This window comes from Streptomyces hilarionis, assembly GCF_024539675.1.
GTDB classification, from domain to species: Bacteria; Actinomycetota; Actinomycetes; order Streptomycetales; family Streptomycetaceae; genus Streptomyces; species Streptomyces hilarionis.
In genome coordinates, this window is record NZ_JAHHIT010000053.1 from 16,550 (window position 1) to 36,441 (window position 19,892).

Here is a 19,892-nt window from a genome sequence, read left to right on the forward strand (position 1 = left end):
CGGGACAATCAGCCCTGGAACCGGTACTCCTCGAGCAATCTGCGCCCGATGATCATTTTCTGGATTTCGGCGGTGCCTTCACCGATCAGCAACATCGGGGCCTCTCGGTAGAGGCGCTCGATCTCGTACTCCTTGGAGAAGCCGTACCCGCCGTGGATCCGGAAGGAGTCCTCCACGACCTCCTTGCAGTACTCGGAGGCGAGGTACTTCGCCATCCCTGCCTCAAGGTCGTTTCGTTCTCCCGAGTCCTTTTTGCGTGCGGCGTTCACCATCATCGCATGGGCGGCCTCGACCTTGGTAGCCATCTCGGCCAGCTTGAACTGGATGGCCTGGTGCTGGGCGATCGGCTTGCCGAACGTGTGGCGCTGCTGGGCGTAGCGGACGCCCAGCTCGAAGGCACGCTGAGCGACGCCGCAGCCACGCGCCGCGACGTTGACGCGCCCAACCTCCACCCCGTCCATCATTTGGTAAAAACCTCGGCCGGTGACCCCGCCGAGCACCCGATCGGCGGAAAGCCGCAGGCCGTCCATGATCAGCTCGGTGGTGTCGACGCCCTTGTAGCCCATCTTGTCGATCTTGCCCGGGATGGTGAGGCCGGGGCGGACCTCGCCGAAGCCGGGCTCCTTCTCGATCAGGAAGGTCGTCATCGACTTGTGGGGGGCCGTGCCCTCGGGGTGTCCTTCGTCACTTCGGACCAGAACGGCCACCAGGGACGAGGTTCCGCCGTTCGTCAGCCACATCTTCTGGCCGTTGAGGACGTACTCGTCGCCGTCCTTCACCGCCTTCGACGTGATCGCGGACACGTCGGAGCCGAGCGCCGGCTCCGACATGGAGAACGCGCCGCGGATGTCGCCGGCCGCCATGCGCGGCAGGTAGTGGTCCTTCTGCTCCTGCGTGCCGTGCTGCTTGAGCATGTACGCCACGATGAAGTGGGTGTTGATGATGCCCGAGACGGACATCCAGCCGCGGGCGATCTCCTCCACGCACAGGGCGTAGGTGAGGAGCGACTCGCCCAGACCGCCGTACTCCTCGGGGATCATCAGGCCGAACAGACCCAACTCCTTGAGGCCGTCGACGATCTGCTGCGGGTACTCGTCGCGGTGCTCCAGCTCGGTGGCGACCGGGATGATCTCCTTGTCCACGAAGTCGCGGACGGTGGAGAGGATCTCCTGCTGGACGTCGGTCAGACCGGCGGTCTGGGCGAGGCGGGCCATCGATCAGCCTTCCTGAAGTTCCGGGCGGCCGGGCTGTTCGCCGCCGCGCTCCTTGATGTACGTCTCGGTCGGCACCATCACCTTGCGGCGGAACACGCAGACGAGGGTGCCGTCCTGCTTGTAGCCCTTGGTCTCGACGTACACGATGCCGCGGTCGTTCTTCGACTTCGACGGCCACTTGTCCAGCACGGTCGTCTGACCGTAGATCGTGTCCCCGTGGAACGTCGGCGCGACGTGCTTGAGCGACTCGATCTCCAGGTTGGCGATCGCCTTGCCGGAGATGTCCGGCACGGACATGCCGAGCAGCAGCGAGTAGACGTAGTTGCCCACGACGACGTTCTTGCCGAAGTCGGTCGTCTTCTCCGCGTAGTTCGTGTCCATGTGGAGCGGGTGGTGGTTCATGGTGAGGAGACAGAAGAGATGGTCGTCGTACTCGGTGACCGTCTTTCCCGGCCAGTGCTTGTACGTGGCCCCGACCTCGAACTCCTCGTAGGTGCGTCCGAACTGCATGGCGCTCAGCGCTCCTTAGTTGTCGGGGATCTCGAACTTGGTGGTGCGCCGCATGCCGGCGGCGCGGCCCTTGCCGGAGATGACGAGCGCCATCTTGCGGCTGGCCTCGTCGATCATCTCGTCGCCGAGCATCGCCGAGCCCTTCTTGCCGCCCGCCTCGGACGTGTAGTAGTCGTACGCGTCGAGGATCAGCTCGGCGTGGTCGTAGTCGTCCTGCGACGGCGAGAAGATCTCGTTGGAGGCCTCGACCTGGCCCGGGTGCAGCACCCACTTGCCGTCGAAGCCGAGGGCCGCGGCGCGGCCGGCGACCTCGCGGTAGCCGTCGACGTTGCGGATCTGAAGGTAGGGGCCGTCGATCGCCTGGAGGTCGTTGGCGCGGGCGGCCATCAGGATCTTCATCAGGATGTAGTGGTAGGCGTCCGCCGGGTAGCCGGGCGGCTGCTCGCCCACGACCAGCGACTTCATGTTGATCGACGCCATGAAGTCGGCCGGGCCGAAGATGATCGTCTCGATGCGCGGCGAGGCCTGCGCGATCTCGTTGACGTTGTTCAGGCCCTGCGCGTTCTCGATCTGCGCCTCGATGCCGATCCTGCCGACCTCGAAGCCCATGGTCTTCTCGATCTGCGTCAGCAGCAGGTCGAGGGCGACGACCTGCTGGGCGTTCTGCACCTTCGGCAGCATGATGCAGTCGAGGTTGGGGCCGGCGCCCTCGACCACCGTCACCACGTCACGGTAGGTCCACTCGGTCGTCCAGTCGTTGACGCGCACGACCCTGGTCTTGCCGGTCCAGTCGCCCTCGTTGAGGAACTTGACGATGGTGTGCCGCGCCTCGGGCTTGGCGAGCGGCGCGCACGCGTCCTCGAGGTCGAGGAAGACCTGGTCCGCCGGCAGACCCTGCGCCTTCTCCAGGAAGCGGGGGTTGCTGCCCGGGACCGCGAGACACGAGCGGCGCGGGCGCAGACGGTTGACGGGCGTGGTCATGCGGGGACCTCCAGGGGGTCGAGCTTGTTCGCTTTGCGGATCTCGTCGACGATGCGGCCGATGATTCCGGTGATGTCGAAGTCCTTCGGGGTGAAGACCGCGGCCACGCCCGCCGCCCTGAGCTGCTCGGCATCGCCATTCGGGATGATGCCACCGGCGATCACCGGGATGTCTGTGGCACCGGCCACACGCAGCCGTTCGAGGACGTCCGGCACCAGCTGGGCGTGCGATCCGGAGAGGATGGACAGGCCGACCGCGTGGACGTCCTCCTCCAGCGCGGCGTCCACGATCTGCTCGGGCGTCAGCCGGATGCCCTGGTAGACCACCTCGAACCCGGCGTCACGCGCGCGCACGGCTATCTGCTCGGCGCCGTTGGAGTGCCCGTCCAGGCCCGGCTTGCCGACCAGGAAGCGCAGCTTGCCGACGCCCATGTCCTTGGCGGTCAGGTCGACCCTGCGGCGGACGTCGGACATGGCCGAACCCTCCTCGGCGGGGACCGCCACCGGCGCCGACGACACGCCCGTCGGCGCGCGGAACTCGCCGAACACCTCGCGCAGCGCCCCGGCCCACTCGCCGGTCGTGACCCCGGCGCGGGCGCACTCCAGGGTGGCCTCCATGAGGTTGGCGGTGCCCTTGGCGGCCTCCTTCAGCTTCTCCAGCGCCTTGCACGGACGCGGGTGGTTGAAGGGCGGCTGGTACCGCGTGTCGCGCCAGTTCTCGAGGGAGGCGACGACGCGGGCCTCGACCGCCGGGTCGACCGTCTGGATCGCGGTGTCCAGATCGGCCGTCAGCGGGTTCGGCTCGGTCGTCTCGAAGATGTTGACACCGATGATCTTCTCCTGCCCGGACTCGATCCGGGCCCGGCGCTCGGCGTGCGAGGAGACGAGCTGCGACTTGAGGTAGCCGGACTCGACGGCGGCCATGGCGCCGCCCATCTCCTGGATCCGCTCGATCTCCGCGAGGGAGGCCTCGACCAGCTCGGCGACCTTCGCCTCGACGACGTGCGAGCCCTCGAAGAGGTCCTCGTACTCCAGCAGGTCGCTCTCGTGGGCGAGGACCTGCTGGATGCGCAGCGACCACTGCTGGTCCCAGGGCCGGGGCAGCCCGAGCGCCTCGTTCCAGGCGGGCAGCTGCACGGCACGCGCGCGGGCGTCCTTCGACAGCGTCACCGCGAGCATCTCCAGCACGATCCGCTGGACGTTGTTCTCCGGCTGCGCCTCGGTCAGCCCCAGCGAGTTGACCTGGACGCCGTAGCGGAAGCGGCGCTGCTTGGGGTTCTCGATGCCGTAGCGCTCGCGGGTGACCTGGTCCCAGATGCGGCCGAAGGCGCGCATCTTGCACATCTCCTCGACGAAGCGCACGCCGGCGTTCACGAAGAAGGAGATGCGGGCGACGACGTCGCCGAACTTCTCGGCCGGCACCTGGCCCGAGTCACGGACGGCGTCGAGCACGGCGATCGCGGTGGACATCGCGTACGCGATCTCCTGCACCGGCGTGGCCCCGGCCTCCTGCAGGTGGTAGCTACAGATGTTGATCGGGTTCCACTTCGGCATGTGGGACACCGTGTACGCGATCATGTCCGTCGTCAGGCGCAGGCTGGGCCCCGGGGGAAAGACGTGCGTCCCCCGGGACAGGTACTCCTTGACGATGTCGTTCTGTGTCGTGCCCTGGAGCCTGGTGATGTCGGCGCCCTGCTCCTCGGCGACGACCTGGTAGAGCGCCAGCAGCCACATGGCGGTGGCGTTGATCGTCATCGAGGTGTTCATCTGCTCCAGGGGGATGTCCTGGAACAGCCGGCGCATGTCGCCGAGATGGGCCACCGGCACGCCGACCCGGCCGACCTCGCCGCGGGCGAGGACGTGGTCGGAGTCGTAACCGGTCTGGGTCGGCAGGTCGAAGGCGACCGACAGACCCGTCTGGCCCTTGGCGAGGTTGCGCCGGTACAGCTCGTTGGACGCCTCGGCCGTGGAGTGCCCGGCGTACGTGCGCATGAGCCACGGCCGGTCCTTCTCCCGCTTTCCTTCGGCGAACTGACGCTCAGTCATCTATGACCTCGGGTGTCTCAGATGTTGCGGAAGCGGTTGATGGCGTCGATGTGCTGGGCGCGCTTGGCCTCGTCGCGCACGCCCAGGCCCTCCTGGGGGGCCAGCGCGAGGACGCCGACCTTGCCCTGGTGGAGGTTGCGGTGCACGTCGTAGGCGGCCTGGCCGGTCTCCTCCAGGGAGTAGACCTTCGACAGCGTCGGGTGGATCTTGCCCTTCGCGATCAGCCGGTTGGCCTCCCAGGCCTCGCGGTAGTTGGCGAAGTGCGAACCGATGATCCGCTTCAGGGACATCCACAGGTAGCGGTTGTCGTACTGGTGCATGTAGCCCGAGGTCGAGGCGCACGTGGTGATGGTGCCGCCCTTGCGGGTGACGTACACGGAGGCGCCGAACGTCTCGCGGCCGGGGTGCTCGAAGACGATGTCGATGTCCTCGCCGCCGGTGAGTTCGCGGATGCGCTTGCCGAAGCGCTTCCACTCCTTGGGGTCCTGGGTGTTCTCGTCCTTCCAGAACCGGTAGTCCTCGGCGGTGCGGTCGATGATCGCCTCGGCGCCCATGGCCCGGCAGATGTCCGCCTTCTGCGGCGAGGAGACGACGCAGATCGGGTTGGCGCCGCCGGCCAGGGCGAACTGGGTGGCGTAGCTGCCGAGGCCGCCGCTCGCGCCCCAGATCAGGACGTTGTCGCCCTGCTTCATGCCGGCGCCGTTGCGGGAGACCAACTGCCGGTAGGCGGTGGAGTTGACGAGGCCCGGGGCCGCCGCCTCCTCCCAGCTCAGGTGGTCCGGCTTGGGCATCAGCTGGTTGGACTTGACGAGCGCGATCTCGGCGAGGCCGCCGAAGTTGGTCTCGAAGCCCCAGATGCGCTGCTCGGGGTCGAGCATCGTGTCGTTGTGGCCGTCCGAGGACTCCAGCTCGACCGAGAGGCAGTGCGCGACGACCTCGTCGCCGGGGTTCCAGGCGTTGACGCCCGGGCCGGTGCGCAGGACGACGCCCGCGAGGTCGGAGCCGATGATGTGGTACGGCAGGTCGTGCCGCTTGGTGAGCTCGCTGAGCCTGCCGTAGCGCTCCAGGAAGGAGAACGTCGAGACGGGCTCGAAGATCGAGGTCCACACGGAGTTGTAGTTGACCGAGGAGGCCATGACGGCCACCAGGGCCTCGCCCGGCCCGAGCTCGGGCAGTGCCACCTCGTCCAGGTGGATCGACTTGCGCGGGTCCTTGTCCCGGGTCTCCAGGCCCGCGAACATCTCCGTCTCGTCCTTGTGCACGGTGATCGCGCGGTAGGACTCGGGGAGCGGCAGGGCGGCGAAGTCGGCCGGCGTCGAGTCCGGCGACTGGATCGCGTCCAGGATCTTCTGCATGGTCACGGTGTTGCCTCCGGCGGTGAACGCCCTGAGGGAGGGGCGCTGAGGGTTGCGGCGGTGCTGCTGAGGGTGTGGTGGAAGGTGCCGTCGGTTCGGCGGTGTGCTGTTCGGCAGCGCTTTGTGGCGCGGGAGGTTGCCTGTGACGCAGGCGTCCGGGCGCGCGACCCATGAGGTCGCGGGGACAGCCGGCGAACGTGTGATCGCTGCGCGCCGGCCGCCCGGACTCCTTCAACGTATGACACCGCGTGTCACCTCGCAAGGCACTGAGTGCCAGAAATTCTTCTCAGATGAAATCTTTACGCAACATATGAGCGATGATCGATCGAACGGGGTCCGAGGGCCGCGTCAAAAGGTGCCCTGACATGCCAAAACGGCCACCCCGAGGGGTGGCCGTCGGTGGCCTTCGGTGGCCGTCGTCACAGCGACGGCGGGACCGCGGAGGGACTCAGCGCTCCTTGAGCGCCTGCTCGATGGTGCGCATGACCTCGTCCAGCGGGGCGTCGGTCCTGGCGACCGTCACCAGCACCTCGCCGTGCGCGGAGACCGACGCCGGAGCCGGCTGCGGGGCTCCCGCGCCGCTGCGCCCGGCCCCGATGCCCGTGCCGAAGGTGCGGCGCACGATCGCGAAGGCGTGGTCGAGCTGGGCCTCCACGTCGCCCTGTCCGCCGGCCCTGAGCCAGCGCCGCAGCACGTGGTTGTGGGCGGTGACCACGGCGGACGCGGCGACCTCGGCCAGCAGCGGGTCGTCGTTGGCGTCGTCGTCGTGCGCGTGCTCGTCGAAGTGGCCGAGCAGGTAGCGGGTGAAGAGACGCTCGTAGCGGGCCACCGAGGCGATCTCCGCCTCGCGCAGGGTGGGCACCTCGCGCGTCAGCTTGTAGCGGGCGACCGAGATCTCCGGCCGGGCCGCGTACATCCGCATGACCTCCTTGATGCCACGGCACACCGTGTCGAGCGGGTGCTCGTGCGCGGGGGCCGCGTTGAGGACGGCCTCCGCCCGGATCAGGGTGTCGTCGTGGTCGGGGAAGATCGCCTCTTCCTTGGAGCGGAAGTGACGGAAGAAGGTGCGCCGGGCGACCCCGGCCGCGGCCGCGATCTCGTCGACCGTGGTCGCCTCGTATCCCTTGGTGGAGAACAGTTCCATGGCCGCGGCCGCCAGTTCGCGGCGCATCTTGAGCCGCTGGGCGGCCGCGCGGCTGCCCGCGGCGCTCTCGGGCGCGTCGGGCGTGGCGGGTGTGCGTGAGGACCTGGCGGGCTGGGACATGACCTGAACGTACTGCATGTGCGCAGCTCGGTGCGCAGGTCCGGGTCCCGCCCCGCCTCCGGCGGACGGGGACCGGCCGGCGGGCCCGAGCAGCCCGCCCCAGTCCCCGCGCGCCGGGCGGCGGTCGCCGAGCCCGTCAGCGGCGGGCATATTCGCGGAAGCCACGGCCGGTCTTGCGGCCGAGGCAGCCCGCGGCCACCAGGTGCTCCAGGAGCGGGGCCGGAGCCAGTCCCGGGTCGCGGAACTCGCGGTGCAGGACCTTCTCGATCGCGAGCGAGACGTCGAGTCCGACGACGTCCAGCAGCTCGAAGGGCCCCATCGGGTAGCCGCCGCCCAGCTTCATCGCCGCGTCGATGTCGTCGAGGGTCGCGTAGTGCTCCTGCACCATCTTGATCGCGTTGTTGAGGTACGGGAAGAGCAGCGCGTTCACGATGAAGCCCGCACGGTCCCCGCAGTCGACGGCGTGCTTCTTGATCCGGGCGCACACCTCGCGGACCGTGGCGTGGACGTCCTCTGCCGTCAGCACCGTGCGGACCACCTCGACCAGCTTCATCGCCGGCGCCGGGTTGAAGAAGTGCATCCCGATCACGTCCTGCGGACGCGAGGTGGCGCGGGCGCAGGCGACGACCGGCAGCGAGGAGGTCGTCGTGGCGAGGACCGCTCCCGGCTTGCAGACCTTGTCCAGGGCCGCGAACAGCTGCTGCTTGACCTCCAGGTCCTCGGCGACCGCCTCCAGGGCGAGGTCGACGTCGGCGAACGCGTCGTAGGAGCCGGCCGGGGTGATCCGGTCCAGGATCTGCGCGGCGGCCTCGGCGGTCAGCCGGCCCTTGTCCACCGAGCGCGACAGCGACTTGCCGATCCGGGCCTTGGCGGTCTGCGCCTTCTCCTCGCTGCGGGCGGCGAGGACGACGTCGTAGCCGGCCTTGGCGAAGACCTCGGCGATGCCGGAGGCCATGGTGCCCGAGCCGGCGACGCCGACCGAGGAGACCGCACGCCCCGCCGTCCCGGCCCCGCCCGACAGCGGGGTCAGCGCGTCCGGGACGACCGTCGCGCTGCCGGGGGCGTCGTAGGTGTAGAAGCCGCGGCCCGACTTGCGGCCCGTCAGGCCGGCCTCGCTGAGCTGCTTGAGGATGGGGGCGGGCGCGTGCAGCCGGTCGTGGGACTCGGCGTACATGGCCTCCAGGACCGTGCGGGCGGTGTCCACGCCGATCAGGTCCAGCAGCGCGAGCGGGCCCATCGGCAGGCCGCAGCCGAGCCGCATGGCCGCGTCGATGTCCTCACGGGAGGCGTAGCGGGCCTCGTACATCGCGGCGGCCTGGTTGAGGTAGCCGAACAGCAGGCCGTCGGCGACGAAGCCGGGCCGGTCGCCCACCGCGACGGGCTCCTTGCCGAGCCCGAGGGCCAGCTCGGTGACGGCGGTGACGGCGGCCGGCGCGGTCAGCACCGAAGAGACCACCTCGACCAGCTTCATCGCCGGCGCCGGGTTGAAGAAGTGCAGGCCCAACACCCGTTCCGGGCGGGCGGATTCGGCGGCGAGACGGGTGACGGAGAGCGCGTTGGTGCCGGTGGCCAGGATGGTCTCGGGCCGCACGATCGTGTCCAGCTCGCGGAAGATCTGCTGCTTGATCTCGTACGACTCGGGGGCCACCTCGATCACGAGGTCGGCGTCCGCGGCCGTGCGCAGGTCGGTGGAGACGCGGACGCGGGCCAGGACGGCCGTGCGCTCCTGCTCGGTGAGCCGGCCGCGCTGCACGGCGCGGGCGGTGGAGCTCTCCAGCGCGCCGAGGGACCGCGCGGCCTGGGCCTCGCTGACGTCGACGCCGATCACGTCACGGCCGGCCCTGGCGAGGACCTCGGCGATGCCGGTGCCCATGGTGCCGAGGCCGATGACGGCGATCGTCTGGAGCGGGGACAGAGGGGTGTCGGACAGGGGAGCGGCCATCGCGGACTCCAGGAATGAGGGTGACGACTAGAGGAACGCGCCCTGGTGCGCCCAGGAGACCTCTGCGAGGCCCGGGCGCACCGGGTGCACGGAAGATGCGCGGGTGTTGTCGCCGGGCTGCGAGCGCACACGCCCGGTGCCGTCGCCGCAGGCGTGCACACGCCCGGGGTCGAACGGCGGATCCGACCGGCCCTGTCCCGTGGCCGGGTCGTACAGCGGTACACGGGGTACCGAACCGACATCTCGCGGCGACTGCGTCACCAGGCCGCCACGAGGAGGTGCTGCGAGTGGGTGACTCGCTCGTATGAGCTTAACCGGTGGGTAACGAGCACGCCAGCCCCCTTTCGCGGATCCGTCGTGTGACGTGTTCCGCACCGCAACCGCGGGCGGCCGCACCGCGGGGCGCCGCCCCGGGCCGCCGCCGCGGGGCGGGGAGCGGCACGGATCGCGCGGCGGCGCGGGTCGCGCGCCCGCCCGCGCTTCCGTGCGCCGCCGCGCGCCGTACGCCGCCGGAGCCTGTCCTAGGCTCGGCGCATGGACGAAGAGTTGCGATCCCTCACGGAGCGCTTACGGCGCGAGTCCGGCGCGACGGCGGCGTACGAGCGGCTGGCGGTCGCCGCGGACCCCGACGAACTGGCACAGGTGCTCACCGAGCCCGGGCAGCCGCTGTGGGCCAGGGAACTGGCCGCGTTCCGGCTCGGACTCGCAGGGGACCGGCGCGCCTTCGAGACGCTCGTCCTGCTGCTCAACCACCGCGACCCCCCGCGCTGCGCCTCCGCCGCCCACGCGCTCGCCCGCCTCGGCGACCCCCGCACCGCCCGCGCCGCCGCCGCCCTGGCCACCAACGAACTGCGCGTCGCCTACGCCCTGCACCCCGTCCGGCTGCTGGTACGGCTGCGCGCGCCCGAGTCGGTGCCCGCGCTGATCACGACGCTCCAGCGACGGCTGCGGCCGCACGACCCCTACCGGCGGGTGGCCCTCGCCTGCGTCGAGGGGCTGGGCTCGCTGGGCGACGGCCGGGCCCGCCCGGTGCTGAACGACGCCCTGGCCCACCCGGTGCTCGCGGAGGCGGCCGTGCACGCCCTCGCACGGATCCCCCGGCAGCGGTGACGGGCCCTCAGGAAGCCTCGTGGGGACGGTCTTTCAACGGCAGGCGTCCTCCGTGGCGCACCTCGGGCACGGCGACGCCCGCCACCTCGAAGGACTCCTCGGCGCCGTCCGCGTGCAGGCCGGCGCGCGCGTAGAAGCGGCGCGCCGTGACGTTGTCCCGGAGCACCCACAGCCGCAGGGCCGGGTGCCCCAGGGCCTCGGCCCGCCGCGCCGCCTCCCCGAGCAGGGCGCGTCCGACGCCGGTGCCGATGTGCTGGACGTCCGCGTAGAGCGCGTACAACTCGGCGTCCGGGGTGTGGACTTCGCCGTCCCGGCAGGGGCCGAGGGCCGCCCAGCCCACCACCGTCCCGGCGCGCACCGCCACCAGGTTCACCACACCGGCCCCGCCCTGCCCGAAGCCCGCCCGACGGAGCTCGGCGTCCTCGGCGACGCTCAGCGCGTCCAGGTACGCCTGCGGCATCAGCCCCCGGTAGGCGTGCTGCCAGCCGCGCACGCGGATCTCGGAGACCCGCTCGACGTCCGCGAGCGTCATCTCGCGAACCGGCGGGGCTTGCGCCGTCATGCGCCCACCACCGCGAACGCCTCGACCTCCCTCAGGAACTCCGGGCGCACCAGGGCGCCTCCCCGCGCGGCCGAGGCCGCGGGGAGGCGGTCGTCGGGGAGGTGCGCGGCCCGGACCTCGCGGATCGCCGGCAGGTGGGCCATGTCCGGGCCGAAACAGGTGAGTTCGACGACGTCGTCGAAGGTGGCGTCGGCGGCGGCCGGGCAGCGCCGGAGATTCTCGAAGACCTGCCGGGCCCGCGCCCGCGGATCGCCCTCGCCGAGCACCGCGCCGTGCTCGTCGATCGCCGACCGGCCGGCGACGGCCACGCATCGGCCCGTGGCCGTCACCACGTGCGCGTACCGGGCGGCGGGGGCGACGCCGTGGGGGGGGCGGTCGTCCTGGTCGGTTCGCTCATGCGCCCATGGTGGACCACGGATCCGACGACGCCCCGGCCGCCCCCGGGGCTCAGCCGCGGAAGCCCAGCAGTCCGTGCAGTGTCGCGCCGCGGGCCGAGCGCTGGGCGACCTTCGAGCTCAGCGGCTTGGGGTCGGGCTGCGCCGGGCAGAGCGCGTCGGCCTCGCCGCTGCCGCGCGGCACCGTGCCGTCGGTCAGGTACGCGGCCAGGTGCTTGTCGAGACAGGCGTTCCCGCTGAGCGTGACGCCGTGGTTCTGCCCGCCCTCCTCGACCACCAGGCTGGAGCCGCGCAGCAGCGCGTGGACCGTCGCGCCGCCCTCGAACGGGGTGGCCGCGTCGTTCGTGGCCTGGAACAGCAGTACCGGGGGCAGGTCGCCGTTGACGGGGAGCGGCGGAGTCAGCGACCGGGTCGGCCAGAACGCGCACGGCGCGTTGTACCAGGCGTTGTTCCAGGTCATGAAGGGCGCCTTGGCGTGGACCGACCAGTTGTCCGAGCGCCACTCGTCCCAGTCGCGGGGCCAGGAGGAGTCGCGGCACTGCACCGAGGTGTAGACGCTGTAGCCGTTGTCGCCGGCCGCGTCGACCGCGGCGAAGTTCTCGTACGCCTCGACCAGCGGGTCGGCGTCCGAGGCGTTCACGTACGCCGCGAACGCCTCGGCGAGGTGGGGCCAGTAGCCGTTGTAGTAACCGCCGGGCATGAAGGTGTCCTCCAGTTCGGAGGCGCCCACCTTGCCGCCGGCAGGCTTCTTCGCCAGGGCGGCCCGCATCGCGTACCACTTCGCCTCGACCCGCTCCGGGTCGGAGCCCAGCTTGTAGGTCTTGTCGTACTTGGCGATCCAGGCCATCAGGGCGCGGTGGTGGTCGTTGAAGGCGAGGTCCTGGGCGAGGTTGTCCTCGTACCAGACGCCGGTCGGGTCCACGATCGAGTCCAGGACCAGGCGCCGCACCCGCTGCGGGTAGAGCTTGGCGTACACGGCGCCGAGGTAGGTGCCGTACGAGTAGCCGAAGTAGTTGAGCCGCTCGGCGCCGACGGCGGCGCGGATCGCGTCCATGTCCCGGACGGCGTCGACCGTGTCGATGTGCGGCAGGACGTCGGCGTACTTCTTGCCGCAGGCCTCGGCGAAGGACCGGGCGCGTTCGAGGTCGGCCCGCTCGACGGCCTCCGTCAGCGGCACCGAGTCCGGGCGCACGGGGGCGAAGTGGCCCGGCCGGCAGTTCAGGGCCGGGGTGCTTCTGCCCACCCCGCGCGGGTCGAAGCCGATGACGTCGTACTGCGCCGCGACCGCCTTGGGCAGCGCCGAGGCGACGAACCCGGCGAGGCTCAGCCCTTGTCCGCCCGGGCCGCCGGGGTTGACGAGCAGCGGGCCCTGGAACGTCTTCGCCGTGTGCGGCACGCGGGACAGCGCCAGCGTGATCTGCTTCCCGCTCGGCCGGGTGTGGTCGAGCGGCACCTTCAGCGAGGCGCATTGCAGGGCGGGCCGGTCGGCGACGCCGCAGCTCTTCCAGGCGAGCTTCGCCGCGGAACCGGAGGCGGAGGCGCGGGCGGAGCCGGGGGCGGCGGGGTGCGACGGGCTCGCGCCGGCGGGCACGGCCGCGACCGTCCCGGCCACGACGGCGACGGCGGCGCACAGCACGGCTGCGCGTGTGTTCATGGACTGCTCCCGGGACGAGGTGGGCCGTGGACGGCGGACCGCGCAGGTCACGGCCCTTGCCGCATCGTCCCGGAAAGATCGTCCGGAAATACCTGTTCTGTGCTTTATTGACCCGATCGAGCAGCGGGATGCGCTCGAACGCCCTCAGAGCAGGGTGAGCTGGGTCGGTCCGTGCTCGGCGGGCTCCTCGGCCGCGGCGGGCGGCCGGACCCGGCGTGGCGTTCCCGCGCGCGTGGGACCGATGCCGTACTCCTCGGCGAGCTCGTGCACCTGGCGGGTGATGCGGCGCTGGTACCACTTCGGGGCGTAGGCGCCGTCCGCGTAGAGCCGTTCGTAGCGGCGCACCAGGTGCGGGTGGTGCCGCCCGAGCCAGTCCATGAACCACTCGCGGGCGCCGGGGCGCAGGTGCAGGGCGAGCGGGGTGACGGAGGTGGCCCCGGCGGCCGCGATCGCCCGGACGGTGGCGCGCAGTTGGCCCGGTTCGTCGCCCAGGAACGGGATGACCGGCGCCATCAGCACCCCGCAGCCGATGCCGTGGTCGGTGAGGGTGCGCACCACGTCCAGGCGGCGCTGCGGGGCCGGCGTGCCCGGTTCCACGGTGCGCCACAGCTCGGTGTCGACGAAGCCCACCGAGACCGATACTCCGACCTCGGTCACCTCGGCGGCCTGTCGCAGCAGGTCGAGGTCGCGCAGGATCAGGGTGCCCTTGGTCAGGATGGAGAAGGGGTTGGCCCGCTCGCGCAGGGCGGACAGGATGCCCGGCATCAGCCGGTAGCGGCCCTCGGCGCGCTGGTAGCAGTCGACGTTCGTGCCCATCGCGACGTGGTCGCCGAGCCAGCGGGGCGAGGCGAGCTGACGGCGCAGCACTTCCGGCGCATTCACCTTGACGACGATCTGGGTGTCGAAGCCGATCCCGGTGTCGAGGTCGAGATAGCTGTGCGTGCGGCGGGCGAAGCAGTAGACGCACGCGTGCGTGCAGCCGCGGTAGGGGTTAACCGTCCACTCGAACGGCATCCGGGAGGCGCCCGGCACCCGGTTGAGGATCGAGCGGGCGCGGACCTCGTGGAAGGTGATGCCGGCGAACTCGGGCGTGTCGAACGTCCTGGTCGTGACCGTGTCCGCGCCGAACAGCGCGGCGTCCGCCGGCCGGTCGTGGCGGGTCTCCACGGCGAGGTTCTCCCAGCGCATGACACCTCCTCGGTAGCACTGCCCTCACAATAGAACATCTGTTCCCATGATCGTGCGACGGACCTTTCCGGGCCGGTTTGCGATCGGCCCGCGATCGCTTCGGCGACCCCGATTTGGGCGGCCGTGGACCGGGGTGGTTGGCTTGCCCCGAACCTGAGGCACCCCTGAGCAACCCTGAGCAACACGGACCTGGAGGAACCCCATGGCGCAGGTCGAGGCCACCACCGAGCGGGTCGTCGCGGCGGACCCGGACAAGGTGTTCGACACGATCGCCGACTACAGCGGCGCGCGCGGGAAGCTGCTGACCGAGCACTTCAGCGAGTACGAGGTGCGCGAGGGCGGCGACGGCGAGGGCACCCTCGTCCACTGGAAGCTCCAGGCCACCAGCAAGCGCGTGCGCGACTGCCTCCTGGAGGTCTCCGAGCCGGCCGACGGCGAGCTCGTGGAGAAGGACCGCAACTCCTCGATGGTCACGGTCTGGCGCGTCACCCCGGCCGGTGAGGGCAGGGCCCGCGTGGTCGTCACCACCACGTGGAACGGCGCCGGCGGCATCGGCGGCTTCTTCGAGAAGACCTTCGCCCCCAAGGGGCTCGGCCGGATCTACGACGCCGTCCTCGCCAACCTCGCCGCCGAGGTCGAGAAGTAGGCCGACGCCCCGCATTCTCGCGCGGGTCGAGCGCCGTCGCCGCCGACGGATCGTGGCTCTCCACGGTGACCGGGCCGGCGGCGCAACCCGCCGCACTCGCCCGCGGTCGGCGCTTCGCGCGGCAACCGTCCGGCGGGTGCGGCGGGTGCGGCGGGTCAGGGGAACGGATGACGGGCCCCCGTGCGGGACGAGCCGGTCGCGGCGACTCCCGCGAAGTCCCGCCGCCCGCGCCCGTCGCGCGGCGGGACCTCCGCCCTCGTGCACGCGCCGCTGGAGCGCGTGATCGTCACCGCCGCCCCTGCCGAGGATCGTCGGCGCCCTCCCGGCGGAACGCGGCCCGGTCCGGGGTCCCGGCCGCGAGGGCCGACCGCGCGCGAGGCGCGGACGGGGCGCAGGGCGTACCCCGGCGCACCGGGGTGAAACCAATTCCAGGATTGCGGCCCGCACCGAGCGACGTGCGCCGTACGGTGGGAACCGCGGGACAGATCTTGCACTGCTCTGGGGAGAGAGGGCCTGCGTCATGGACCGTGGCACCGAGAGGGACGCACCTCCCCGCCGCGGAACCGCGAGCGCGGCGACGGGCGAAGCGGTCGGCGCGCCGGGGCGGGAATCACCGCGTGCCGAGGGCGGGGAAGCGTTGGCGGACGCCGGGCGCGTTCCCCTGGCCGTGGTCGTCGTGGACCGCGAGGGCCTCGTCTCCCACTGGAGCGCCGGCGCACGCCGGCTCTTCGGCGTGGCGAAGGACGAGGCGATCGGGCAGCCGGCCATCGACCTCCTCCCCGTCTCGGGCGCGCTCCCCGACCCCGACGACGACTTCGCCGACTACGCCGACGACTCCTACGACGGGTACGCCGCCCACGACGGCCTGGGCCCCGGTCTGGACTCCTCCCTCGACCGCGGGCTCGGGTACCCGGCCGCCGGACGGGCCCGGCTGACGGTGCCCGCGCCCGACGGCGGCCATGCGCGCGTCGACGTGCTGTGGTGGGCCTACCCCCTGGTCGGGCCGGGGACGGAACGGCTGCTGGTGCTGGCCGCCGACGCGAACGCCCTGCGCGCCGGGGAACCGGCGGTCCCCGGGGCCGTCGAGCGCATCGCGCCCGCCTTCGCCCTGCACACGGACTTCCCCGGCGCCGAGGAACTCGCCCGCGGACTGCCCGAGATCCTGCCCAGCATGAGCGTGGGCGAAAGCGCCCGCATCGTCGCGCAGGTCCTCGAACTCGGCTACCCCGTCATGGAGTTCAGTCAGAACGACCGGGTGCCCGTGACCCCCGACTGGGGTGTGGCCCGGCGCGTCGAACGCCGGGCGCGGCGGGAGCGCGCCGCCCGCGCCGCCGCCGAAGGGCACCCAGTGCCGCCGGACCCGGCCGACGAGGGCGAGGACCTCGAGTACGCCGCCGTCCGCGAACGGCTGGAGTTCCTCAACGAGGTCAGCGGGAGGATCGGCACCTCGCTCGACCTGTCCCGCACCATCGTCGAGGTCAGCCGGGCCGTGGTCCCGCGCTTCACCGACGTCGCCGGCACGTATCTGCGCGAACAGGTCGTCGCCGGCGAGGGGTTCCCCGACGGCGTGCCGGACACCACCACCCTGTGGCACCGCGTCGCCCTGGAGCACACCGACGAACCCGGCCGCTGGGACGACGTCGTGCCCGTGGGCGAGGCCATGCCGTTCCCCGCGCACACCCCGTTCTTCCAGTGCATGACCACCGGCGAGCCCGTCCTGGTGCCCAGGATCAGCGAGCAGATGGGCCACGCCATCGCCTCGCAGTTCGAGAAGCGGGACATCCGGCCCCTGATCACCGGCCGCTCCATGCTCGTCGTCCCGCTCAAGGCCCGGGACGTCGTCCTCGGCTTCATGATCCTGCTGCGCCACCCCGAGCGCGCCCTCTTCAACGACATGGACCGGGTCACCGGCGCCGAACTCGCCGCCCGCGCGGGCCTGGTGCTCGACAACGCGCGCATGTACACGCACCAGGAGAGCGTCGCCGAGACACTCCAGGACAGCATGCTGCCGCACATCCCGCGGCGCAGGGCGGGCTGTGAACTCGCCACCCGCTATCTGCCGGGCACCCTGCTCGGACGGGTCGGCGGGGACTGGTTCGACTCGGTGAAGCTGCCCGGCGCGCGCACTGCGCTCGTCGTGGGCGACGTCATGGGGCACGGGCTCAACTCCGCCGCCATGATGGGTCAGTTGCGCACGGCCGTGCAGACCCTCGCCGCCCTGGACCTGCCGCCGGCGCAACTCCTGCGCAACCTCGACGATCTGGCGCAACGGCTCGGCGACACCTACCTGGCGACCTGCCTGTACGCCGTCTACGACCCGATCGCGGGCGAGTTGCAGCTCGCCAACGCGGGCCACATCCCGCCGGTGCTGGTGCGCGCCGCGGACGGCCGCAGCGAGCTGCTCGAACTGCCCACCGGGGCGCCCATCGGCGTCGGCGGGGTGCCCTTCGAGGCCGTTCGCCTCCGCGTGGCGCCGGGGGACCGGCTCGTGATGTGCACCGACGGCCTGGTGGAGATGCGCGGCGAGGACATCGGCGTGGGCCTGGCGGCCCTGTGCGAGTCCGCGGCCCATCCGGCCGCCTCCATGGACGACGCCTGCGACACCATCGTCCGCGCCCTCGCCGCGACCTTCTCCCGGGCCGGCCGGGGCGACCGCAAGGACGACGTCGCACTGCTCATGGCCCGACTCGGCGGCATCGAACCCGGTGACGTCGCCGAGTGGCGCCTCGCACTCGACCCGGCCGAGGTCGCCCGGGCCCGGGCGGCGGTCCGCGAGCAGCTGCACGACTGGGGGCTGGCCGCTCTCGCCGAGGCCGCCGAGCTCCTGGTGAGCGAGCTCGTCACCAACGCGGTACGGCACTCCCGCCGGCGCCCCGTGGGCCTGCGCCTCGTCCGCGGGGACACCCTGCTCTGCGAGGTCGAGGACGACGACCACGAGCTGCCGAACCTGCTGAGCGCCGGACCCGGCGACGAGGCCGGGCGGGGGCTGCGCGTGGTGAGCGCGCTGGCCCGGGAGTGGGGCGCGAGCCGCACGGCCGACGGGAAGTCGGTCCGGTTCGAGCTGACGCTGCCGCACCGCTGACCCCCACCGCCGGCCCGCCCGGTGTGCGGCGACGTGCGGATCCCGGAAGGCGCGGTGAAGGAACGGGCACCGCGCTTGTCGCGGCGACCGAGGAGCGATAGACCGTACTCGCCCGTCACATACGGCGGATCGGCCTTGCGTCCTGGGGAGTTGGGCATGAGCGTGGAGAGTCGGTACCGGGCGGCGTGGGAGGGCTTCTGGCGGGAGGCCCCCGAGGAGCCGGGCGGAGTGTTCTGGGACGCGGACCCGAAGGTGACCGCCGCCTTGCACCTCGCCCTCTTCGAACCCCATCTGGCCGACCCCGAACTGCCGTTGGTGGACCTCGGCTGCGGCAACGGCACCCAGACCCGCTACTTCGCGGACCGCTTCGAGCAGGTGATCGGCGTCGACCTGTCCGCCGCGGCCCTCGACCACGCCCGCCGCGCGGATCCGGACGGCGAAGCCGCGTACCGGCTGCTGGACGCGACGGACAAGGCAGAGGCCGAGGCCCTGCACGCCGAAGTGGGGGACGCCAACGTGTACGTGCGGGGTGTGCTGCACCAGTGCGAGCCCGCCGACCGGCAGCCCCTCGTGGACGCGATCGCCGCCCTGGCGGGCCGGCGCGGCCGGGCCCTGCTCGTGGAACTGTCGGAGACCGCCCGGCCCGTGCTCGGCGCCCTGGCGCAGGACCCGGCCGGACCGCCGCCCAAGCTGGCGCCGGTCCTCCGGCACGGCATCGCGCCCGGCGAGGTCGCCGACGACGCGGTGCCCGGCTATCTGCGGGCCGCCGGGCTCACCGTGCTGGCCTGCGGCGAACTGCCGCTCACCACGACCGAGTTCACGCCGGAGGGCGCCCGGATCGCCTTGCCGTCCCGGTGGTTCGTGACCGCACGGGAAGGGTGACCGCCCTCGCCTCCACGGGTATGACGGCCCTCACATGAAGACAGTGCCGTGAAGCTGTCACATCCGCGCGTCGCCCCGTGTCAGGGGGATGAAGCACCGCACGAACCCCTGATGAGGAGCTGCGAGATGTCCACTGCCCAAGTCGTCGTCACCGTCGTCGGAGCCGCGATGGCGGCCTTCTCGGCCGCCTCCCTCTTCTTCGGCGCCGAGTGGACCGTGAAACCGCTCGCCGACTACGGAGTGCCGCGCTCGTGGTGGCCGTGGCTCGCCGCGGCCAAGGCCGCCGGCGCGGCCGGCCTGCTGGCCGGGCTGCTCGTGCCCGTGGTCGGCGTGCTCGCCGCCGTCGGCCTCGTCCTGTACTTCCTCGGAGCCGCCGTCACCGTGGTCCGGGCCCGCTGGTTCTCGCACGTGGCGTTCCCACTGGTGTACGCGGCGCCCGCGGTGGCCTTCCTGGTCCTGGCGTTCTGACCCGGCCGGGAGGGGCGGGGGCGGCCGGGAACCCCGGTCGCCCCTCCGCCCGTGCGTCAGCCGTCCGCGGGGAGCGGGTCGTCTCCGGCGTCGGACGGCGCCGGCCGGTCCCCGGGGGCGTCGAGCACCGCCACCTCGAGGGCGTCCAGCCGCTCCGGATCCGCCACGACGTCGATCGCGGTGATCCCCTCCGGCGTGACGGTGAACAGCAGAACCACCCGCAGCCGGCCCTGCGGGGCCATCACGAGACCGATCCGGCCGTCGATCAGGGCCGCTCCGGTGAACCGGGCACGGCCGGTCGCCGCCATCGCGCTCTCCGCCACGGTCCGTGCGCCGCTCATGGCGACCGGCTGCGGCGTCGGCACCACGAAGCGGTCGGCGGTGAGAACCACGTCGGGATGCAGCAGGGCGAGCAACGCCTCGAAGTCGCCGGCGCGGGTCGCGGCCAGGAACGCGTCGACGGCCTCGCGCAGGCGGGCCCGGTCGGCGGCGGGCGCGCCGGCCCCCCTCACCCGGCGTCGGGCGCGGGCGGTCAGCTGCCGCGTGGCGGCCGGGGTGCGCTCGATCAGCGGCGCGATGTCGTCGAACGGCACG

At 72.0% G+C, this 19,892-nt stretch carries 16 protein-coding genes and 1 pseudogene; 5 read left to right on the forward strand and 12 right to left on the reverse strand.

Features of this window, described 5'->3' with window-relative positions; all coding sequences use genetic code 11:
• Positions 1 to 8: 8 nt before the first annotated feature.
• The 7 genes from KMS84_RS13405 to KMS84_RS13435 form a co-directional block, all read right to left on the reverse strand.
• Positions 9 to 1,214, reverse strand: a complete 1,206-nt coding sequence (locus KMS84_RS13405; protein WP_256916413.1) for an acyl-CoA dehydrogenase family protein — start codon at positions 1,212 to 1,214, stop codon at positions 9 to 11.
• A gap of 3 nt (positions 1,215 to 1,217) precedes the next feature.
• Positions 1,218 to 1,724 (reverse strand): MaoC family dehydratase, encoded by a 507-nt coding sequence (locus KMS84_RS13410; protein WP_256916414.1) that lies wholly within the window; start codon positions 1,722 to 1,724, stop codon positions 1,218 to 1,220.
• Positions 1,725 to 1,739: 15 nt separating this feature from the next.
• Entirely contained in the window at positions 1,740 to 2,705 is a 966-nt protein-coding gene (locus tag KMS84_RS13415; RefSeq protein ID WP_256916415.1) for an HpcH/HpaI aldolase/citrate lyase family protein, read from the reverse strand.
• The gene (locus KMS84_RS13420) at positions 2,702 to 4,750 is read right to left on the reverse strand and encodes a protein meaA (RefSeq protein ID WP_256916416.1); all 2,049 of its coding nucleotides are present in this window, start codon (positions 4,748 to 4,750) and stop codon (positions 2,702 to 2,704) included. The genes KMS84_RS13415 and KMS84_RS13420 overlap by 4 nt, the downstream gene beginning before the upstream one ends.
• A 17-nt stretch (positions 4,751 to 4,767) precedes the next feature.
• Positions 4,768 to 6,105 carry a crotonyl-CoA carboxylase/reductase gene (ccrA, locus tag KMS84_RS13425; RefSeq protein WP_256916471.1) on the reverse strand — a complete coding sequence of 446 codons (1,338 nt, stop codon included), beginning with the start codon at positions 6,103 to 6,105 and terminating at the stop codon, positions 4,768 to 4,770.
• A 448-nt stretch (positions 6,106 to 6,553) separates the two neighbouring features.
• Complete coding sequence (locus KMS84_RS13430; RefSeq protein ID WP_256916417.1) at positions 6,554 to 7,369, reverse strand: TetR family transcriptional regulator; 816 nt, start codon at positions 7,367 to 7,369, stop codon at positions 6,554 to 6,556.
• Between the two features lie 136 nt (positions 7,370 to 7,505).
• Positions 7,506 to 9,311 carry a 3-hydroxyacyl-CoA dehydrogenase family protein gene (locus KMS84_RS13435; protein WP_256916418.1) on the reverse strand — a complete coding sequence of 602 codons (1,806 nt, stop codon included), beginning with the start codon at positions 9,309 to 9,311 and terminating at the stop codon, positions 7,506 to 7,508.
• A gap of 534 nt (positions 9,312 to 9,845) precedes the next feature.
• Between KMS84_RS13435 and KMS84_RS13440 the strand changes: the two genes are divergently transcribed.
• Positions 9,846 to 10,421 (forward strand): adenylosuccinate lyase, encoded by a 576-nt coding sequence (locus KMS84_RS13440; protein WP_256916420.1) that lies wholly within the window; start codon positions 9,846 to 9,848, stop codon positions 10,419 to 10,421.
• A 7-nt stretch (positions 10,422 to 10,428) separates the two neighbouring features.
• Here KMS84_RS13440 and KMS84_RS13445 read toward each other — a convergent pair whose 3' ends face one another.
• The 4 genes and pseudogenes from KMS84_RS13445 to KMS84_RS13460 form a co-directional block, all read right to left on the reverse strand.
• Entirely contained in the window at positions 10,429 to 10,983 is a 555-nt protein-coding gene (locus tag KMS84_RS13445) for a GNAT family N-acetyltransferase (RefSeq protein WP_256916421.1), read from the reverse strand.
• Positions 10,980 to 11,380: pseudogene (locus tag KMS84_RS13450) on the reverse strand (Rid family hydrolase). Before KMS84_RS13450 ends, KMS84_RS13445 begins: the two are co-directional and overlap by 4 nt.
• 50 nt (positions 11,381 to 11,430) lie before the next feature.
• Complete coding sequence (locus KMS84_RS13455; protein ID WP_256916422.1) at positions 11,431 to 13,032, reverse strand: alpha/beta hydrolase; 1,602 nt, start codon at positions 13,030 to 13,032, stop codon at positions 11,431 to 11,433.
• A gap of 144 nt (positions 13,033 to 13,176) precedes the next feature.
• A complete protein-coding gene (locus KMS84_RS13460) occupies positions 13,177 to 14,220 on the reverse strand; it encodes an Rv2578c family radical SAM protein (protein ID WP_256916423.1) in 1,044 nt (347 codons plus the stop codon).
• Positions 14,221 to 14,422: 202 nt separating this feature from the next.
• On the opposite strand from KMS84_RS13460, the gene KMS84_RS13465 reads away from it, so the two are divergent.
• The 4 genes from KMS84_RS13465 to KMS84_RS13480 all read left to right on the forward strand — a co-directional run bounded on the left by KMS84_RS13465 (position 14,423) and on the right by KMS84_RS13480 (position 19,298).
• Positions 14,423 to 14,866, forward strand: coding sequence for an SRPBCC family protein (locus KMS84_RS13465; protein ID WP_256916424.1), 444 nt, complete (start codon positions 14,423 to 14,425; stop codon positions 14,864 to 14,866).
• 520 nt (positions 14,867 to 15,386) lie between these two features.
• Positions 15,387 to 17,948, forward strand: a complete 2,562-nt coding sequence (locus KMS84_RS13470) for a SpoIIE family protein phosphatase (RefSeq protein ID WP_256916426.1) — start codon at positions 15,387 to 15,389, stop codon at positions 17,946 to 17,948.
• Positions 17,949 to 18,104: 156 nt separating this feature from the next.
• A complete protein-coding gene (locus tag KMS84_RS13475) occupies positions 18,105 to 18,830 on the forward strand; it encodes a class I SAM-dependent methyltransferase (protein ID WP_256916428.1) in 726 nt (241 codons plus the stop codon).
• A 126-nt stretch (positions 18,831 to 18,956) separates the two neighbouring features.
• Positions 18,957 to 19,298: a DoxX family protein gene (locus KMS84_RS13480; protein WP_256916429.1), complete on the forward strand. Its 342-nt coding sequence runs from the start codon at positions 18,957 to 18,959 to the stop codon at positions 19,296 to 19,298.
• 56 nt (positions 19,299 to 19,354) lie between these two features.
• On the opposite strand, the gene KMS84_RS13485 is transcribed toward KMS84_RS13480, so the two are convergent.
• Positions 19,355 to 19,892, reverse strand: a 538-nt coding sequence (locus tag KMS84_RS13485) for a sigma-70 family RNA polymerase sigma factor family protein (protein WP_498066948.1), incomplete at its 5' end; no start/stop codon positions are given.

What these genes read in the sequence shown, in the direction of transcription:
- KMS84_RS13430 (WP_256916417.1), bottom strand. Translation starts at nt 7,369, where the DNA reads ATGTCCCAGCCCGCCAGGTCCTCACGCACACCCGCCACGCCCGACGCG.
- KMS84_RS13455 (WP_256916422.1), bottom strand. Translation starts at nt 13,032, where the DNA reads ATGAACACACGCGCAGCCGTGCTGTGCGCCGCCGTCGCCGTCGTGGCC.
- KMS84_RS13465 (WP_256916424.1), top strand. Translation starts at nt 14,423, where the DNA reads ATGGCGCAGGTCGAGGCCACCACCGAGCGGGTCGTCGCGGCGGACCCG.
- KMS84_RS13480 (WP_256916429.1), top strand. Translation starts at nt 18,957, where the DNA reads ATGTCCACTGCCCAAGTCGTCGTCACCGTCGTCGGAGCCGCGATGGCG.
- ccrA (WP_256916471.1), bottom strand. Translation starts at nt 6,105, where the DNA reads ATGCAGAAGATCCTGGACGCGATCCAGTCGCCGGACTCGACGCCGGCC.
- KMS84_RS13435 (WP_256916418.1), bottom strand. Translation starts at nt 9,311, where the DNA reads ATGGCCGCTCCCCTGTCCGACACCCCTCTGTCCCCGCTCCAGACGATC.
- KMS84_RS13475 (WP_256916428.1), top strand. Translation starts at nt 18,105, where the DNA reads ATGAGCGTGGAGAGTCGGTACCGGGCGGCGTGGGAGGGCTTCTGGCGG.
- KMS84_RS13470 (WP_256916426.1), top strand. Translation starts at nt 15,387, where the DNA reads ATGGACCGTGGCACCGAGAGGGACGCACCTCCCCGCCGCGGAACCGCG.
- KMS84_RS13440 (WP_256916420.1), top strand. Translation starts at nt 9,846, where the DNA reads ATGGACGAAGAGTTGCGATCCCTCACGGAGCGCTTACGGCGCGAGTCC.
- KMS84_RS13445 (WP_256916421.1), bottom strand. Translation starts at nt 10,983, where the DNA reads ATGACGGCGCAAGCCCCGCCGGTTCGCGAGATGACGCTCGCGGACGTC.
- KMS84_RS13405 (WP_256916413.1), bottom strand. Translation starts at nt 1,214, where the DNA reads ATGGCCCGCCTCGCCCAGACCGCCGGTCTGACCGACGTCCAGCAGGAG.
- KMS84_RS13415 (WP_256916415.1), bottom strand. Translation starts at nt 2,705, where the DNA reads ATGACCACGCCCGTCAACCGTCTGCGCCCGCGCCGCTCGTGTCTCGCG.
- KMS84_RS13410 (WP_256916414.1), bottom strand. Translation starts at nt 1,724, where the DNA reads ATGCAGTTCGGACGCACCTACGAGGAGTTCGAGGTCGGGGCCACGTAC.
- KMS84_RS13460 (WP_256916423.1), bottom strand. Translation starts at nt 14,220, where the DNA reads ATGCGCTGGGAGAACCTCGCCGTGGAGACCCGCCACGACCGGCCGGCG.
- KMS84_RS13420 (WP_256916416.1), bottom strand. Translation starts at nt 4,750, where the DNA reads ATGACTGAGCGTCAGTTCGCCGAAGGAAAGCGGGAGAAGGACCGGCCG.